Genomic DNA, 15,901 nt, shown 5'->3' with positions numbered 1-15,901 from the left:
AGGGTTCTCCGATCAGGTGATCTTGTAGCCGTACTTGGCCAGGACGGCGCCGGTCTTGGGGCCGAAAATGCCGTCGGCGACGAGGTGGTTCTTGCGCTGGACGTTCTTCACGACCGGGTGCAGGAGGTTGGCTGCGCCCTGCCATAGGCCCTTGCTGGCCTTGTCGATCCAGGCGCGCTCGGTGGCGGCGCTGGTGTAGCCGAGGCGCCGTGCCCACGCGAGGAACTGGCGGATATCGACGTAGGTCGCGTCAGTGCTGCGCATGCCCCGGGTCAGGTAGCCGGGCTCCTGGTTGCAGCCGTAGCGGATGGACCACGCCTTGATGGTCACGTCCTTGGGCGGCGTGGCCGGCGGGACCGGAGCGCCCCGGAGCTTGCGGGCGACGGCGGCGACCTTGGCGGCGGAGGCGTTGATCTCGACGTGCATTTCATCGGCGCGCTTGACGTAGTCGATGCCGTGCCGAAGGGCGCCTTCGTAGACCTTGAGCTGTGCGCGAATGGCCGCGTACTGGGCCTTGGTGAAGGTCCCGCGCTTGGCCAACGGGTGCCGCAGGGCGTTCAGGTCGAGCGCGGTCCCGCTGGCGTGGTTGCTGAGCTGAACGCCGCCCTTGATGGGACGTTCGGCGTAGCCCCAGTCATCGAGCTGGCCGGAGTCGATGGACTCAACGTGCTTGTCGAACCAGGCCGCGAAGTGGGTCAGGAGGTAACCGGCGTCGCCGGTGCGGAGCCGGACCTTGCGGGTCGTGCCGGGGATGGTCTGGACGCTGGTCACGCGGATGTCGTTCGCGGACCAGCCGTTTTGTGAGGTGGGCATGGCGGTGCTCTCTCTGTGGAGTTGTGGCGCCGGGCATGACGAACAGCCGCGCAGCGCGGTGGAGCGAAGCCGGGTCGCTGCCTCAGGCAGCGAGCTTGCGGACTTCGAGGTAGGAGTTGGGGCGGACGTGCAGCGCGTTGGCGCTGGCGGCGAACTGCGCCCAGATGACCGCGACGGGTCCGGCGGTGGCGCCTACCCTCACGGTTCCTTCCACGACGATCTTGGTAGCGAGGGTGGCGTTGTTGCTGACGCCGACGGCGAAGACCGAAGAGGCCGACACGTCCAGGTAGGCGTACCAGTTCGAGGCCGCGACGCCGGACCCGTTGGCAATGGCGGTGTCCGGGCCTTCACAGCCGAACGTCGCCAGCGTCCCGGACGGGAACGACAGACCGACCTTCATGTCCACGGTGGAGTTGGCGCCGTCGACCGTGGCGAACATGACCGCGCGGACGCGGTAGTTCGTGTTGGCCTCGGCGGCGAAGGTCAGTTCGGGGTCGGCGGTCGCGGTGGTGTTGTTCGGGCGTGAGGTGTCGGACAGTTTGCGGATGAACTGCTCTGCGCTGGTGATGTCGCGCCAGGCGCCGTTTTGCCGGACCTGGAGCCAGCCGTTGACCGATGTCACCATGCCGTCGGCCAGGACGGCGGCAAGTGCGTTGTCTCGCTCGGTGATGGAGGCAAAGCGCATGACGGATTGCTGCATGAGGTAGCCGTCCAGCTCGTCGCCGGTCAGCACGTTGCCGTTGGCAAAGTCCTTGAAGCCGAGGCCAGCCATGGGGGTGTGCTCCTAGTTGATCGTGGCGTTGCGGTTGGCGGGCTGGCCGAGCCGGTACGCGGGGTTGAACGTGCCGATACCGGCGCCGGGGTTCGGGTCTTGGGTGTACTGGACCTGGAACTTGCCGTTGCCGGTGTTGCTGAGCGCGGACACGGGGACGGTGATGGCGACTCGAGAACCTGGTGTCTCGGACTCGGTCACCGGCGTGTTGTGGACGACCTTGAAAAACGAGTCGGCCGGGACCATGCCGCCGTTGAATCCGGCGTCCGGGACGATGTGGCGTACCTGGCGGTAGATCGGCACGTCACGGGGCATGACGCGCGGCGAGTCCCACGAGATCGTGACGTCCGTTCCCGCGCCGCCGGCCTGCGTGATCGTGAGGTTGCGGGGCGGGGACGGGTCGTAGTCCGACTCCCGGGTCAGCAGGTGGGCCGGTCCTAGCTCGTAGTCGATGAGCCAGCGGTCCGGCGTGATCATGTGCGTGGCGGACAGGATCGCAATACGCCGGTCGGTGCCGTCGACGTTCAGCGTGGCCAGTCCGGGAACGCGGCCCTGGATCTGGGCCGTGGACTGCATCGGTGCTCGCAGGGTGCGTGTAAACGGCTGCGGGCGGACCTTGAGCGGCAGTGTGCTGACCAGGTTCCGGACGGTCGCGCCCAGACGCGTGGCGCCGACGTCGAGGACGCCCAGGTCAATGGTGACGTCCTGGCGGCGGGCCGTGCCCGGGGTCGCGAACGGCCCGTAGGTCACGACGGTGCCCGGGGCACTGATGTCGGCCGCTGTGACAGTGACTGCTGTGCACCACAGCGAGGAGTCCTCACCAACGGTGCGTTCGGTGTAGGACACGGTCCGGTCGATGTGGGTCTTGCCGCCGAGCGCGGACGGCGGCACGCCGGTGACGAGTTCGGGGTTGTCGGTGAACCGCAGCGCGCTGGCCAGCGTGGTGCCACCGGACGCGGGCCGGGAGATCGACTCGAAGTCCAGTCGGCTCAGCCACGGCAGCAGGCGCCAGTACAGGCCGTAGTAGCGGCAGGCCCGCCATAGTGTGTCCAGGATGGTGGCGGTGTCGTCGGTGACGGTGGTTCTCGGAAGGATGCCCGCCGGCATGATGTTGGCCATCACGCCGGAGTCCACGTCGGAGTCCCCGATGATGACGGCGCCGGTGGCACCGAGCGACAGGTAGGCGCGGGCGCGTTGCGGGAGTTGCTGGTTCTGGTTGAAGTTCTGGGCGGGTGCGTCTTGGGTGGCGAAGTACTCGGTTGAGCTGGACGCGGTGAGGGTGACTCGGTGGGTGCGGGTGGCGGTGTTCCCGGGCAGGTGCGGGTTCAGGTCGACGGTCTCTGTCATGGAGGCGTCGTTGATCGTGCCGAGGAACAGTTGCTTGCCGTAGGGGGTTCCGGCGCCGTACTCGATGAGGAGCCGCTTGCCCTTGTGGGCCATCAGCTCGGGCCGGGTCGACGTCAGCGTTGCTGTGGTGACCTCGCGGCGGACGAACAGGCCGTCCTCGACGGTGGAGGGCTCGTTGACCACCAGGGATGTGAAGTCGGCGGGGACGAGCTGGTAGTTGGAGTCCTGGCCGAGGGTGCTCTCACCGAGGATGCTTTCTCCGAGGACGAAGCCGGGGGCGGCGACCTTGAACGTGAGCTTGGACAGGTCGTAGTTCGCGTTGCCCGCCCACCGGTTGGGGCCGGAGTTGCTGGTGTAGTCGGCGGCGGTCGGGCCGCTGTTGATCATGGCGGCGTCGATGTCCACGGTGTCGCCGATGGCGAAGGTGGGGCCGGTGCCGTTCCAGTCGAACACCGAGATACCGGCGCGGACGGTTCCGGCCGGGGCGGTGCCGGTGACGGTGTAGCGGGTCCACCCGGCGGTCAGGGTGTGGCCGTGGACGGCGGAGGAGATCTGCGTTCCGGCCGTGTTGTACCACGACATTTGCGGCCAGACGGTGCGGCCGATGCCGCCGTCCACGCCGCGCAGATAGACCGAGAACGTGAGCATGTCGCCAGGGCTGACCGGGACCTGTTGGTCCGTCCCGAGGATGCCGCCGAGGTTGTCCGGGCCGGTCGTGACGAGGCAGACTGCCCGGACGAAGTTGGCCCCGTACAGGCCGCCGCCGGAGACGAGCGACGCGGCGAAGTCGTCATCAGACAGACTCCACCCCGTCAGCCCGTCCTCGAACGAGGAGTTCGCCAGCAGGTTGAACGTGGGCACGTCAGTTCCTCCAGCGCGCTCCGTTGGTGCGCTCGTAGTCGGTGATGGCTTGGACGACCTGTCGGCCGACCTCCGGGCCGGACGTCAGCGCGTAGACGTTGATGACCGGGGCGGGCGTCGAGCTGGTGCCGTTGCTTCCGGCAATCGATGCGGTCAGCGCGACCGCGGGTGAGGCGGATAGGCCGTTCTCGATGTCGGCGGTGACGCCGCCGAGGAACCGCTTCAGGCGCGCGGTCTCGCCGTCCATGCCCTTGATCAGGGACAGCAGGATGGCTGAACCGGCGGGCGTGAGAAGCCGCTTGTCCTTGGGGAGCGGTCCCTTCCACGACTGAATCCAGCCGGTCACGTTCCCCAGGTAGTTCTTCAGGTCGCCGAGCTTGGACGAGATGCCGTTGATGAGGCCCTGAAGGATCGAGCGTCCCGCGTTGTAGAGCGTGGACCCGAGATTGCCGACCCATCGCAGGAGCGATCCCGGCAGGCCGGCCAGCGTCTTGGCGAGGGTGCCGACGTAGGAGGCGTAGCCGTTGGCCAGGGAGATGATGAGCTGTCGGCCCTTGGTGTAGAGCAGGGACGCGACGTTGCCGATCCACCGCAGCACAGCGCCCGGAAGTCCGGCGATGGTGGCGGCCCAGGTCTTGATGTAGGACGCGTAGCCGTTGGCCAGACTGATGATGACTTGGCGGCCCTTGGTGTAGAGCAGCGTGGCCACGTTGCCGACCCACTTCACGACGGCCGAACCGATCGAGGCGAAGAACTTGCCGATCGTCGTCCAGTAGGACAGGTAGCCGTTCGCGAGGCTGACGATGACGTCGCGGCCCTTGGAGTACAAGAGTTTCGCGACGTTGCCGACCCAACCCACGATGGCGGAACCGGCGGCCAGGAAGAACTTTCCGATCGTGGTCCAGTAGGCCAGGTAGCCCTTCGCGAAGCCGACGAGGACGTCACGTCCCTTGTCGACCAGCCACGAGGCGGCGTCGCCGATGGCGCCGGTGATCTTGCTCGGCAGGTCGCGCAGGAACGTCAGCGTGGACTGGAAACCGGAGGCGACGCCCTGGCCGAAACCGGCGAAGAACGACCCCACTCCCTTGACGGCGGCAACTACCGCGTTCACGGCAGCCAGGACGCCGGTCTTCACGGCCGACCACACGGCGAGCACTCCGGCACGGAATCGGTCCGAGTGCTTAAAGGCGTAGACGAGTCCGGCGATCAAAGCGGCGATCGCGACCACGACGATGCCCACCGGGTTGGCGGCGAGGACGAAGTTCAGCGCGAGCTGAGCAACACTCCAGGCCTTGACCGCGGCAACGACCGTGCCGAGGATTCCGGCGAACGGCGCGAAGAAGTCCTTGTTCTGAAGGACAAACCCGGCCAGCTTGCCGAGTAGACCGACGAGCGGCAGCACGACAGCGGCGAGAGTCTTCAGCACGTCGGCGAGCTGGCCACCGGGGCCGGTGCCGTCCTGCATGCCGGAGACGAACGCGAGAATCGCGGGCAGCGCCTTGGACGTCAGGGCCGGGACGACCTTGTTTCCAAGGAAGTCGACCAGGCCGGTCTTCAGGGTGCGTGTAAACGTCGTGAGCTTGGACTTGGCGGTGTCGCCCAGGGTCTTGTTCACCTGGTCGGCGGCACCGGCGACCTTGCCCAGGCCGTTGACGGCGCTGGATGGGTCGAGCTTGAACAGCGCGTCCCCGAGGTCTTCGGCCTGTGTGCCGAACAGCCCGACGGCGATCTGTGCCCGCTTGGCGGGGTCCTGCACGTTCCGCAGCCGGTCCAGGACGACGTCAAGGCCCTTGCTGGCGGCCGGTCCACCCTTGGCGAACGTCTCAGTCATCGCGGTGGCGGACAGGCCCAGCGACTTGAACGCGTCGGCCGAGGTCTTGGAGCCGTCCACGGCGCGGATGCTGAATTCCTTCAGCGCGTCGGCCACCAGATCGGAGTCACGGGCGCCGCCCTGAAGGCCTTGCTGGATCAGGCCGAGCGCCTGAGTGCCGTCGATGCCGAGCTTGCGGAACTGCGTGGAGTACTCGTTGAAGGTGTCCAGCAGATCCTCAGCCTTGTTCAGGCCGAGCTGTTGTCCCCTCACCAGGATGTCGAACGCGGCCTTGGCGTTCGGGGCCATGTTCGTCTTGAGCATCTGGCCCACCGCGCGGGTGGATGAGACGGCGTCCTCGCCGGTGATCTTGGCGTAGTTCAAGACGCTGGCGCCGACGTCCTCAATGGCCTTCTGGCTGTCGTTGATCGACACGAGGCCGTTCTGAAAGGCGGCCTTGATGGCATCGCCGGTCTCGGCCACGGACTCGCCGTAGGCATTCTTGTAGAGCGCGCCGGCAGCCTTGCCGATCTTGGCCGACGCCGGGCCGGTGAGGCCGAGCTGAGCATTGAGGGTGGCCGTTGCGTCCTGGACCTCCAGAGCGCCGAGCAAGGCGCCGGACAGGGCGGCTCCGGCGCCGACACCGACGCCCGCCAGGGCGCCACCGAGCTTGCCCCAGTGAGACTCGGTCTTACTGACGGCGTCCTCGGCGGCCTTCGGGACGGTCGCAATTTCCTTGCGGGCCGTCGATGCGTCTGCCAGGAGGCCGATGCGCACGGCGGCGCTTGGTGCTCCCATCACTGTCTCCGAAACTTCGGGGCAAGACGGACGAAGGCGTCTCGCTGCGCGCGGGTGAGGTTGAGGTACTCAGAGGGCGGGACGCCGGTGGCGAGGCAGAACGCGGCCAGATCGTCAGCGAGCTGGCGTGCCCTCAGTCGTCTTTTCCCGAGTCGCTGTCCGGCTCGTCGGCGATGACGTCGGCGTCCTCGGCGGTGAAGTAGTCGGCCACTGCCGACATCGGCATGTCCATGGCGCGCTTGTAGGCCGCGCGGATGCTGTCGCCGGTCTCGCGGCTGGAGTGGATCGTGACGGCTGCGCGCAGGAACAAGGTCCGGTGAACCTGTGCCAGTTCGGTGATGTCCTTGCCGAACGCGGCATGTAGTGCAAGCTCGTCGTGACCGGTGAGCGAGTCGATGACTTCGTCAACGGTGGCGGTGGTCTGGGCCATGGTCAGAGTCCCCTTTTGCGGATGATCTGCTGAAGTGAGTCGGTGATCTCGGAGACCGCGACGGGCTGCATCACGTCGTCGGTCTTCCGGGTGAATTCGGCGGGCGCGATGTTGCGCGCTTCCCAGCCGTAGTTGACGATCCCGGCGTAGGGCCGGGTCGCGCGGCCGACGGTGACGACGGCCTTGTTCTTGGCGCGGTTCCCGCGGACGGTGGCCTTCAGGCGGCCCGTGAGTGACGGCACGAATCCGGCCGTGACCGTGGCGCCGCGCTTGGCGATGTTGCCGAAGGCATCTTTCAGGTCCGCGATGTCCGCGCCGAGGCCTTCCAGCTCGCGAACGAGCTTCTTCAGGCCATCGACGCGGACGCCGGTGGTGGCCATGGATCAGGCCGTGACCTTGGTGGGCTTGCCGGTCAGCGGCCAGACGCCCTCGAAGGTGAACCGCGCAGTCGTGGAGGCGTTGGCCTCGCCGCCCAGGAGGTCGCCGTCCGGCTCGGTCACTACGGCGGTGAAGTCGTAGTGCGGTTCGGTGAGCGACGGGGCGACGTTGCCGTAGGGCATCAGGGTGCCGGTCACCTCGGTGCCGGCAGCGGTCCAGATCTTGTCCCAGATGGTTCCGGTGGCGGTGTTCTGGACTGCGGTGAACTCAAGGTTGTACTGGCGCGCGCCACCGGCGGCGGCGTCAGCGAAGGTGACGAAGTCGGAATCTGCCTCGCCGGAGGTGATGACGGACCGGCTGACCTGTGCGGTCACGGTCTGGCCGTCGATCTCCAGCTTGAGCAGACGAGTGCCGAGAGGTCCGGCCATCTGCGTTACTCCATTTCCCGGTGCCCTGCGGCGATGAGGCAGGGCTGACCAGAGCGGTTGTCTTGGGAGGTGGTGCCGAACGTGACGCTGTCCACGGCCATGGCCTCGGAGAGGGCGGCGTACAGGAGCGGGATCAGCTCGTCGGCCTTGTTCTGGGCGGACTCGACGTCGACCGGGAGAAGCACGATGACTTCCCATTGGCCGATGCCGCCGAAGATGTTCGGGTAGTCGACGCGGGCGAGGACGACGTTGCCGTGACCGGTCTTGCCGCCTTGGCGGTAGTACGGGTGCACGTGGACACCGGGGACGGTGTTGGCGGCGTCGGCCAGCGTCTGGCGGATGCTCACCCGACCACCAACTTGCGGTGCGGCGCTTCCAGGCGGGTGATCTCGTTGTCCATGCCGATGCGGGTCACGGAAACCGTTGCCTCGGACATCGTTGTGGACAGGCCGAGCGGCAGGCCGCGCATCACGAGGTTGCGGTGAACGCGGCGGCACAGAGCCTCGGCCAGGTCGGCAGGCCACTCGGCGCCGTCTGGAGGGACGGTGCATCGGGCGGCCTGCGCGGCCTTCTCCGCCAGGAGGGCCGCCCCGATCTCCTCGCCGGTCCAGGTCCCCTCGTCGCCGAGGTAGGCCCGGAGCGTGGTCAGATCAGGGGCGGCCATGGATCACGGGGCCGGGTCGTAGCTCAGCTCACGCACGCCCGCCAGGCGGGTGATTGCGGAAGCCTCGTAGCCCCACACGGCCAGGTCGACCTTCTCAACCCGGTAGTCGAAGCTGAAGCGCTTCGGTGCGGAGACCCACTGCGAAACGTCGTTGCTGTTCAGCAGGTAGCTGGACTCAGCGTTGACCTGCGAGCCGGAACCGAGCGCCCACGCCGGGCGGCCGACGTAGGAGCCGATCTGGATGGAACCCCAGTCGGCCTCGCTGCGGCCCTGCGCGTTGGTCGGGTTGAGGATGGGGAAGATGTTGCGGCCGTCGGCGTACTTGGCAGCCGCCAGCGCCATGAACAGGTTCTCCTCCAGGAACAGGTCACGCATGCGCGCGCCGCCCCGGATGAACTGGAGCTGAGCCAGACCGGGGAGGATCTTGTTCGCAAGAACCTCGTTGCCGTCAGCAACCGCCAGGGTCGCGAGCTGCGCCGGGGTCGCGGCGTCCAGGAGCGTTGCAACGCGCTCCTCCACGGCCTCGTTGTAGGCCCGGACCATCTCGTTCCAGATCAGGCCCGAGACCTGCGGGGAACCGCCGGCATCGATCACCTCTCGGGTGATCTCGACCTTGCCGGACAGGGCGCCCGGGGTGACGGTCTGCGAGGTCGCGGTGAAGCCACCCGGCGTGGGCGCGGTGCCCTCGACGTGCGCGGCCACCAGGTTGGTGGCGGTGCCGAACTTCGGCAGGACGAACGGGGTCTGATCCCCGAGCGTTCCCTTGCGGACCGCGTCGGACATCGGCGTACCGAAGTCCAGGTTGTCCACGTACAGGTCCGGCCGGGGCCGGGCCGGGTTCAGCGCGGCGACGTCGGGAGTGGACGCGGCGAACGCCACGTTCATGAACTTCTCGACTCGCGCACCGGCCTCGCCGTCACCCTCGCGGGCGAACGCGAACAGGTCGGTGGAGAAGTCGTGCGACGCGCGCAGACCGTCGAAGCGGTACGGCAGCGGCTCGGCCTTCACGCCTTCGTCGGCCGCAGCCTTTACAACCTCGGGCTTCTCATCGGGCTTGGGCAGGTGGGCCGCGATGGCCTGGCCGATGGCGTCCGCGAGGCCGTCGAACTTCGGGGCCTCCACGGTGATGACCGGCGCTGCGGCCTGCTCGGCCGAGGCGGTCACGGCCGGGGCCTCGGTGGCCTCGGTCTTGGTCTCGTTGTCCACTAGGGACTCCTTCTTGGTGTGGGTCGCCTCGGCGGCGACAGAAGTCACCCGGGCGCTGTCGTAGGCCGGGGCGGGGGTGAGAGAGATCTCCACGAGGGGCGCCGAGACGGCGTGATTAACGCCGTCCTTCACGTCGAAGCGGCCACCTGCGGCAACGCCGATGGACAGGCCGTCATAGACGCCGTCCTCGGCCATCTGAAGGGCGAAGTCACCTTCGGGGCCGCGGGCAACCTTGAACGAGGCAACAAGGCCGTCGTCGGTGTCTTCGAGGCTCGCGGCATAGCCGACGGCCCGGGACCAGTCGTGAGAGATCAGGAGCTTGACGCGCTTGGCGTCGGCGTAGGTGAGCGTGCCCTTGGAGAACGACCACGTCAGACCGCCGGACTCTGCCGTGTGCCCGTAGGGGACGGCTAGGCCGGTGATGGTGCGGGTCTCGCGGTTGACCTTGAACGTCACGCCGGGTGGCGTGGCCTCCAGTGCAACGGCGACCTCGGGCGCGTCGAACCGATGGTTCGTCACGGGTGGGGTTCCTTCGTCGGAATCAGTTGGCTCGTCCGGCGGCGTGTCCTGAGGACGCGGCGCGGGCTTTGCCTTCGGGAGCGGGGGCTTGCCCTCCAGCTCGCGGACCTCGCCGTCGGGGTCGATGGCGCCGACGCGAAGACCGATCTCGTACGCCTCGTAGCGCTCCTTGGCGGAGCTGCGGAGGAAGGCGTCCAGGTTGATCTTCACGACGTGGCCGCGCCGGGTGACGTCGGCCATGGACAGGCGTTCCTCGATCGCGACGACGTAGGGGCTCAGGACGAAGTCCGTGAACTCCTTGCGCTTGTCGTAGGCGTTGAAGTACGTCCGCGATGTGGTGGAGACGCCGAGCGCTTCGGGCTCGATGCCGGAGGCGCGGGCGATCTCCACGACCGCGTGCTGACGGGCCTCCTGGAGCTGGAGCTTCTGCGGGTCAAAGCCGCTGACGGTGTACTTGAGGGCGGCCGGGACGTAGGCCGTCGACCGCTTCAGGCGTGCGGCCTTCCACGCGTCAAGCAGGGCTTGAACGTCGTCGTCGCTGATCGGGTCGGCGCCCTCGCGCGGCTCGAAGTAGTCGGCCGGCGGGGCGCCCTCGGCGTAGTTCGCGGCCGACGCGTCGAGTCGCAGTGAGGTGCGGATGGCGCGGGCGCCCGCGTACAGGAACGCCTCGTTGGGAGAGTCGAACCGGATCAGGTCCGCGTCCGGCACATGCTTGCCGTTGACGTAGACCTTGCCCGGCTCGTAGACGTAATCCCGCAGCTCGGGCAGGAGCGGCCAGCCGGTGCCGTCGTCCACGTCGAGCGGGTTCAGCCGCTTGACGAACGTTGGCCATCCGGCGCCGTCGCGCTCGATGACCTGCCACCACGCCTTGGCGTAGAACAACAGGTCTTCGACCGTGAGCGTCATCGTGATGACGCGGGCGCGGTAGCGCTCGGGCTGATCGAGTAGCGGGTTGCGGGTGACGGCCTTCTTGCTGTCCAGCACCTCGGCTGGTAGCTGGCCGATGGTGGCGGCGATGAGGTCGCGGGCGCGCTTGACGGCCGGGACCTGAATGGCGATCTCGCGGACGACGGGCGCGGCCTTGGCGATCGGGTCGCCGTATCCCGTCAGTCCGAAGATCTGCGCGGGCACCGAGCTGGCGTCCACTGCGTAGGCCAACGCGGCCTGTGTCTCCAGGGCAAACGAGGTGACGGGGTCGCGGCCGAGAGCCTGCGCAAAACGGGCGAGGATGCCCACTGCGGCGCTCCTTACTGGGCCACGATCAGACGCGGCCGACCAATGGGGGCGGGAAGATTGCGCGCGAGATAGGCGGCACCGGCGGCGGCGTAAGCCGCGTCCACGTAGCCGCCCGCGCGAGGACGGGTGAAGCGCCAGCCGTCACCGGAGTAGGTGCGGGTGGCGGAGGTGACCTGCGAGGTCAGCAGCGGGTCACCGGGGTGGATCAGGCGCCGGGCCTGGACCAGCTCGGCGAACTCTTGGCAGACGACCGAGACATCGGCGCCGGTGATCGGCTCGAAGCCGAGGCCCTTCAGCTCGGTGGCCAAAGCGGCGGCCGGGCCGGTCGGGAAGAATCCCAGCGAGCGGGCGTTTACACGCCCCACCCAGTCGGCCAGCGACGGGCTGTCCTCGGTGCTGACGCGCATTGCCGACGGGGAGTCCCAGGCGGCCACGACCTCGACCTGTACGGCGCCTGTGTCGCGTTCTGCGGCGGCCAGGAGGCTGACGTGGTGAAGGTCCGGCGAGACGTCCAGGACGAGCGCTACGCGGTCGCGGACGTCGTCCATGACGGCGGCGGTGTCGGCGCCCTCGGTCCACTGCGCCGGGTCGATCGCGCCGTTCAGGGACTCGACGCGCTGGCACAGAACCTCGGTGCGGAACACGGCCGGTGGGTCGGTGGCCATGGACATGCGGATGGCGTCGGCCGACAGCGTGTAGCCGAGTGACGGGTTGGCGGCGGCCCACGCTTCGATGTCGTCCAGGGCGGCGCCATCGGCCGCGCTCCACTCGAAAACGCCCACGCGGTCGTCCCCGCCGGCCAGAGCGATCTCACGCAGCGAGTTCAGGACCAATGAGTGATCGGACCCGGCATTGGAGATGCCGACGATGAGGGCGTTAGGGCGGGCGCTCGTCGTCTTGGACAGCGCGGCCCAGGCTTCCCAGTTGGTGTGCTCGCGTAGCTCGTCCAGGATCAGCAGATCCACCGACAGGCCACGGCCAGCGCGGCCGGTCGCGGCAGCGATCCGGTAGCGGGCACCGTTGGTGAGAGCGAACTCCTGGTCACCGTTGGTCCGGCGGATACGCGAGATCTCGGCGTCCAGCTCGGGGACCGCTTGGGCCAGCTCGACGGCCTTGCCCCACGACTCTTTCGCGATGTCCAGGGACTGAGCCGAGCCGAGGATGAGGCGGGCGTGGCCGAGGTACAGCAGGGTCAACGCGAGGATCTTCAGGAGCGTTGTCTTGCCGTTCTGGCGGGCAACCAGAGTCAGGACGGTGCCGAACCGGAACCGGCCGTCCTCGGTCAGTTCCAGGGCGTGGAGCGCCCACCAGCGTTGCCACGGGAGCAGCGGCTCACCGAGCATTTCGGCAAAGGCAATGACCGCGTGGCCCAGCGTCGCGCCGGGCTCGGACAGGTCACGAAGTGGCGGCGTCCACAGGCGCGGTTCCGTCTTGCCCAGGACCGAACTGGTCACGAAGGGCCTCCAGGCGGGACGGGGCCGCCGGGGTCGGTGCGGCGTCGGTGGGCTTTGCAGGGCCACCCGCGGCGCGTGCCTTCGGCGTCAGTGCCAGGGACTCCAGAACGCGGAGCAGGCCGGGGCCGAGGTCTTTCAGGGCGTCGGCCTTTCCGATCGCGGCGTCCAGCTCCTCGGCGTAAGCGAGGGCGAGCGCGGCGGCGGCCTTGTCGGGGTGGTCTTCGGTCTGCTCTCGGACGGCGGCGGTCAGCTTGGACACGGCACCTCCACAGGCAGTGACATCGGGGGGAGAGAAATCAGGCGGCGGTGATCTGGCCGCCTCGCCGGCCGGGAAGAAACGCGGTCGACGGCGGCGCGCATCGCGTTCACCAATTCGTGCGTGGACGCGGTTTCGGTGTCAGCGATCGTGGGTCGCCGCGCTCCAGGTTGCAGGGCTCGCACGCCGCGCGCAGATCGTCCAGTGACTCGCTCAGGCCACGGCCGAGGATGTGGTCAACGTGGGTGGCGTGCCCCGTGCACTTTGGGCCACGGATCTGGCAGCGGTAGTTGTCGCGCTGAAGGACGAGCAGGCGCGTGCGGCGCCAAGCTGCGTCCACCGGATGAGTGGTCCACGACAACGGGACTCCTCGGTGGACGCGGTGGGTGGACCGCCTAGGACTCGAACCTAGGACCCGACGCTTAAGAGGCGCCTGCTCTACCGACTGAGCTAGCGGTCCATGACAGGGGCCAGGGCCGGGGTGTACGGGCCTGGCAGGGGTAGGGCATGTGACTGGACCCCTGCCCACCACGAGGGCGGGAGGGGTGGTTGTAGCGCGTGAGGGGGTGGGGGTGTTTACACGTGCTCGGCGCATCGCGCCTCGAGAATCCCGTTGCGTGTAGCAACGTGGGCCGCAGGGGCCAGGCACTTGCGGCCATGGGCGTCCCTGAGCTGGCACGTGTAGCGATCCCGGCGCAGAGTGCGCAGACGGTCGCGGGCATTCATGTACTCGGTACGGGACTCGAACCCGTACGTTCCGCGTGAGAAGCGGAGAGGCTGCCAATTACCCCAACCGAGCCGGGCTGTCGCGGCGCGCTCTACCCGGGAGCTAGGCCAGTGGGCGGACCACCTCGCCATCCTGGCTCGGAACCGGGGAGCGCGCCGCGACGCGAAACCACCCCTCAACCGGCAGGCCAGCAAGGCCCAGAGCGGGAAGGGTGGAGGACTGTCAGCCGGTGCAGACTCGGCACACGGCAACGCGCCCATCCTCGCTGTCAGGCGAGTGGGCAAATGTGGACAACGTGCGCTCCTCGGCGCACTGAGCACAGCGCTTGACCAGCGATACAGGCTCGGAGACCTCGCCGGGCGTAGCGCCCTCGTCCGGGGCAGCCAAGACGGCCTTGGACCTCGTCACAGCGGATCTCCTCTCAGACATGAGTCGCCCCCTGCCTGCCACCGCATCGTGCGCGTGGGCCATGGTCAGGGGGCCTCATAAAGGAGTTGTGTCACCCGGGCGGAGTGGTGCCCGCTCAGGGGCGTGTAAACGTCAGGCCACCAGGCAGCCAGGCACGTACAGGCCAGCATTCTTGCTGTCGGGAACGAATGGAGCGTTCTCCAAGATCTGGAGCCGTGCCGGGTCGATTCCTGGTCGCCCCTTCTTTCCAGGAAGGACACGAACCGAGTAGGTGGTTTCCAACATGGCCCGCCTACCGTGGACGTCCTCAAGGTCCCACTGTTCAGCCACCGAGCGACCAGACGGCACCAGGTGCACGACTAGCTCCTGAGGGATCCCCTCCGCGACGATGCGGGCCGCCTGAGCTGCCTGAAGCTCCTCGAAGTTTGCGGGAGTCGCGGCAAGCGACAACGCCTCCAGGGCAGCAGCTTCGCGCATCTGCGCAAACTCCACGTCCGCAGCGCCGGTCACTTCAGCGCGGCGTACGTAGTAGGGCAAGTCTCCGAAAGCGCCGATGTATCGGTCCTCGAAGAAGCGTTCTAGCGCGACGGCCGAGATTGACGGCGGGTGCTCGCAGGTTCCCCCAGCGCTGTAGGCGTTCACACAGCGATACGTGATGAATCCGCCGGGATAGCGGGGATCATCGCGGTGGGCAACCTGCATCTTGGTGTCACATGACCAACACCAGAGAAGGCCAGACAGGAGACGGGCGGGCTTGCGACCGGCATATCCCTTGCGGGCGTCAGGCTTGCGAACCTCCAACGCACGACGGAGGGCCGCTCGCTGGTCAGGTGTCAGGACATCCTCTCTGGCCGCTGTTGGGGTCACAGTCAGCACCTGGCGAACGGTGACGCGGCTCCAGGCCTTGGCACGCCTTGGCTTCATACCGTCAGGGCCGTTCATGAATCGCACGACCATTGAAAGGTTCGCCTGGCCAGTCTCCTCATCGACCGAGGCCAGACACAGCCGGGCGGCCTCCCGGAGGATCGCGGCTTCCTCGTCACAGATCGCGAGAAAGGCACCGACCGACACCGCGCCGGTTTCCGGGTCGGGCTCTCCGATAGGTAGACGAACGACCTTCCATCCGAACGGCGGTTGTCCGCCCAGGAACCGGCCCTGAGCCTTGGCACGTGCGGCGCGGGCTCGGCTGCGAGCCTTGATGCGCTCCAGCTCACCCCGCGCGAACTCGGCCTTGACCAAGAACTGGATTCGGAAGCCGACGCCGTCGTTGGAGTCCAGACCACTGATGTCCATGAGTCGCGCGGGCTGCCGAACCACCGCACCGGTGTGGGGGTCTTTACCTTCGTGGACATCCAGGATCATGGCTGCGGCGTTGATGCCCTCACGGGTCATCCGGTCCACGTCCCAAGCCATCATGTGGGAAGCCCGGCACTCCCGGACATCGTCCAGCCAGGCTATGAACTCGACGCGGTCTCGGATGGACCCAGACTTGCCGTCGTCCAGGTGCTCGCCGACAACGCGCAATCCCAGTCGCGCGGCCTTCTTGCGAAGGTCGTTCATCATGCCTTCGCCGGACATGTTGGTCTCGTCAGCCGCGCTAGACAGGCGTACGTACAGCGTGACGGTGTTAGGCGGTGCGCTAGGGAGTATGAAGTGCTTACTGCGTCGCATGGGCGTCCCCGGAACTCGGCATCAACCGGACGGCTGAGTTGAGTCAGCGGGGCTGTTGCAAGCCCACCGAGAGCAGTCTCAGAGCCCATCTAGCTGATGTGCGGTTGGACGCATAACCGCAGG

At 67.7% G+C, this 15,901-nt stretch carries 13 protein-coding genes and 2 tRNA genes; all 15 read right to left on the bottom strand.

The genetic code is table 11. From position 1 onward, the window contains the following. Positions 1-12: 12 nt before the first annotated feature. Entirely contained in the window at positions 13-813 is an 801-nt protein-coding gene (locus tag ACFCV3_RS41905) for a M15 family metallopeptidase (protein WP_376040922.1), read from the bottom strand. 82 nt (positions 814-895) lie between these two features. Further along, positions 896-1,585 carry a hypothetical protein gene (locus ACFCV3_RS41900; protein ID WP_376040919.1) on the bottom strand — a complete coding sequence of 230 codons (690 nt, stop codon included), beginning with the start codon at positions 1,583-1,585 and terminating at the stop codon, positions 896-898. 12 nt (positions 1,586-1,597) lie between these two features. Next, positions 1,598-3,793 (bottom strand): hypothetical protein, encoded by a 2,196-nt coding sequence (locus tag ACFCV3_RS41895; protein ID WP_376040917.1) that lies wholly within the window; start codon positions 3,791-3,793, stop codon positions 1,598-1,600. A 1-nt stretch (position 3,794) separates the two neighbouring features. Next, positions 3,795-6,401: a phage tail tape measure protein gene (locus ACFCV3_RS41890; RefSeq protein WP_376040915.1), complete on the bottom strand. Its 2,607-nt coding sequence runs from the start codon at positions 6,399-6,401 to the stop codon at positions 3,795-3,797. Between the two features lie 133 nt (positions 6,402-6,534). Continuing rightward, complete coding sequence (locus ACFCV3_RS41885; RefSeq protein WP_376040913.1) at positions 6,535-6,831, bottom strand: hypothetical protein; 297 nt, start codon at positions 6,829-6,831, stop codon at positions 6,535-6,537. A gap of 2 nt (positions 6,832-6,833) precedes the next feature. Next, positions 6,834-7,211: a hypothetical protein gene (locus ACFCV3_RS41880; protein ID WP_376040911.1), complete on the bottom strand. Its 378-nt coding sequence runs from the start codon at positions 7,209-7,211 to the stop codon at positions 6,834-6,836. Between the two features lie 3 nt (positions 7,212-7,214). After that, on the bottom strand, positions 7,215-7,637 hold the full coding sequence (locus tag ACFCV3_RS41875) for a hypothetical protein (RefSeq protein WP_376040909.1): 423 nt from the start codon (positions 7,635-7,637) through the stop codon (positions 7,215-7,217). 5 nt (positions 7,638-7,642) lie between these two features. Further along, the gene (locus tag ACFCV3_RS41870) at positions 7,643-7,984 is read right to left on the bottom strand and encodes a hypothetical protein (protein WP_376040907.1); all 342 of its coding nucleotides are present in this window, start codon (positions 7,982-7,984) and stop codon (positions 7,643-7,645) included. Beyond that, positions 7,981-8,301 (bottom strand): hypothetical protein, encoded by a 321-nt coding sequence (locus ACFCV3_RS41865; RefSeq protein WP_376040906.1) that lies wholly within the window; start codon positions 8,299-8,301, stop codon positions 7,981-7,983. Before ACFCV3_RS41865 ends, ACFCV3_RS41870 begins: the two co-directional genes overlap by 4 nt. A 3-nt stretch (positions 8,302-8,304) precedes the next feature. Next, entirely contained in the window at positions 8,305-11,262 is a 2,958-nt protein-coding gene (locus ACFCV3_RS41860; protein ID WP_376040904.1) for a phage portal protein, read from the bottom strand. 11 nt (positions 11,263-11,273) lie between these two features. Then, positions 11,274-12,716, bottom strand: a complete 1,443-nt coding sequence (locus ACFCV3_RS41855; RefSeq protein WP_376040902.1) for a hypothetical protein — start codon at positions 12,714-12,716, stop codon at positions 11,274-11,276. After that, the gene (locus ACFCV3_RS41850; protein ID WP_376040899.1) at positions 12,658-12,975 is read right to left on the bottom strand and encodes a hypothetical protein; all 318 of its coding nucleotides are present in this window, start codon (positions 12,973-12,975) and stop codon (positions 12,658-12,660) included. The genes ACFCV3_RS41855 and ACFCV3_RS41850 overlap by 59 nt, the downstream gene beginning before the upstream one ends. Before the next feature lie 384 nt (positions 12,976-13,359). Next, positions 13,360-13,432 (bottom strand) — tRNA-Lys (locus tag ACFCV3_RS41845). A 267-nt stretch (positions 13,433-13,699) separates the two neighbouring features. Continuing rightward, a tRNA-Glu gene (locus ACFCV3_RS41840) sits at positions 13,700-13,771 on the bottom strand. A gap of 468 nt (positions 13,772-14,239) precedes the next feature. Then, on the bottom strand, positions 14,240-15,778 hold the full coding sequence (locus tag ACFCV3_RS41835) for a recombinase family protein (protein WP_376040897.1): 1,539 nt from the start codon (positions 15,776-15,778) through the stop codon (positions 14,240-14,242). Positions 15,779-15,901 lie beyond the last annotated feature (123 nt).

This window comes from Kribbella sp. NPDC056345, from assembly GCF_042262745.1.
Classification (GTDB): Bacteria; Actinomycetota; Actinomycetes; order Propionibacteriales; family Kribbellaceae; genus Kribbella.
This window is presented reverse-complemented; position numbering and strand designations above follow the sequence as displayed.

What these genes read in the sequence shown, in the direction of transcription:
- ACFCV3_RS41905 (WP_376040922.1), bottom strand. Translation starts at nt 813, where the DNA reads ATGCCCACCTCACAAAACGGCTGGTCCGCGAACGACATCCGCGTGACC.
- ACFCV3_RS41900 (WP_376040919.1), bottom strand. Translation starts at nt 1,585, where the DNA reads ATGGCTGGCCTCGGCTTCAAGGACTTTGCCAACGGCAACGTGCTGACC.
- ACFCV3_RS41890 (WP_376040915.1), bottom strand. Translation starts at nt 6,401, where the DNA reads ATGGGAGCACCAAGCGCCGCCGTGCGCATCGGCCTCCTGGCAGACGCA.
- ACFCV3_RS41885 (WP_376040913.1), bottom strand. Translation starts at nt 6,831, where the DNA reads ATGGCCCAGACCACCGCCACCGTTGACGAAGTCATCGACTCGCTCACC.
- ACFCV3_RS41880 (WP_376040911.1), bottom strand. Translation starts at nt 7,211, where the DNA reads ATGGCCACCACCGGCGTCCGCGTCGATGGCCTGAAGAAGCTCGTTCGC.
- ACFCV3_RS41875 (WP_376040909.1), bottom strand. Translation starts at nt 7,637, where the DNA reads ATGGCCGGACCTCTCGGCACTCGTCTGCTCAAGCTGGAGATCGACGGC.
- ACFCV3_RS41865 (WP_376040906.1), bottom strand. Translation starts at nt 8,301, where the DNA reads ATGGCCGCCCCTGATCTGACCACGCTCCGGGCCTACCTCGGCGACGAG.
- ACFCV3_RS41835 (WP_376040897.1), bottom strand. Translation starts at nt 15,778, where the DNA reads ATGCGACGCAGTAAGCACTTCATACTCCCTAGCGCACCGCCTAACACC.